Source organism: Rhizobacter sp. P1_G5 (genome assembly GCF_056405435.1).
Genome location: NZ_JBFUCB010001030.1, coordinates 1 through 1,179 on the forward strand (window position 1 = coordinate 1; position 1,179 = coordinate 1,179).

A 1,179-nucleotide genomic window follows, 5' to 3' on the forward strand; every position below is an offset into this window, starting at 1 on the left:
CATGCGCACGTGACGCACATCGTGGCGCCGCGCGGCCCGGGTTTTCGCGCATCGCCGCTCCAGCTGAAGCTGTCGTGGAACGCGATGGCGCGGCTGACCGACTTGGCGGACGCGCTGGGGACGTACCTGGTGGGTCAGATCCACTCGCACCCCGGTCTCTTCGTGGACTTGTCGGAAGTCGACGAAAAGTACGGCGTCCGGTGCCAAGATTATCTATCGCTCGTCTGTCCGCACTACGCCCAGCGCCCGGTCACGGATATCGATGCGTGCGGTGTTCATCTGTTCGATCGCGGCAACTATCGACGCCTCGACTCGACTGAGGTCGCGCGCCGAATTGCGATCTCGCCCGCGAAGGTGGAAGTCGTGAAGCTGGAGGTGCCGGCATGATCTCCGCTCACAGCGACATCGCATCGAGCCGGCCGCTTGGCGTGGCCCAGGGGCTGGGCGGCGTCGAACTGGATGAGGTCACGGTGTTCTCGCGCCCGGTCGTGTTGACCGGGGAACACGCCACGCTCGTAACGCAAAACGGGCGATGGTGCCTGCTCGACAGCCTGCGGCTGCTGTCGCGGATCGTGGGGCCTCTGACGGTCGTCCTGCCAGCCGGGCTCGGCCAGTTCGAAGACGAAGTGCAGCGACTCGCCACGACCGTCTGGACCAAAGGAAGCGTGCTCGTCGTGCGCGAGGGCGCACCGGTGGCGTGGAGTGCCGCAACGGCCATCCTCAACATCGGCACGCGCGTCGACGCCCACCTGCCATGGACGTCCATCAACTCAAACGGCTGGGTGGCGCGCGTGTCCTCGGGTCCGACGCCGCTGACCACGGGCTGTGACCAGAGCAATCCGTTGGCGGCGCTGATGGCCGCGTCACTCGGTGTCACCGAGGTCTTCAAGCGCGTCTATGGCATCCCACGCGATACGGCGCCGCTACTGGATGCGACGCAGTTCTCACTGTTCGAGTTGAGCACCTCGCCGACGTCACTCGGCCCGCTGCTGCCGCCGTCGCTCACGCTTCCCGACACCGTGATGGTGGGAGGCGGCGCCATCGGCAACGGCATCGTCTTGCTTCTGTCACAACTCGCGCTCCGGGGGAGGCTTCACATCATCGACAAACAGGCATTCCAACGAGAAAACCTCGGTACCTGCATCCTGCTCGACGATAGGTCCTGGGTCGGTTCATCGA

The 1,179-nt window shown here is 65.3% G+C and carries 2 protein-coding genes; both read left to right on the forward strand.

The window, feature by feature from the left end:
- Positions 1 to 387 (forward strand): hypothetical protein (locus tag AC1D12_RS33750; RefSeq protein ID WP_477845437.1); only part of this gene is annotated, 387 nt, incomplete at its 5' end.
- On the forward strand, positions 384 to 1,179 hold a 796-nt coding region (locus AC1D12_RS33755), incomplete at its 3' end, for a hypothetical protein (RefSeq protein WP_477845438.1). The genes AC1D12_RS33750 and AC1D12_RS33755, both read left to right, overlap by 4 nt.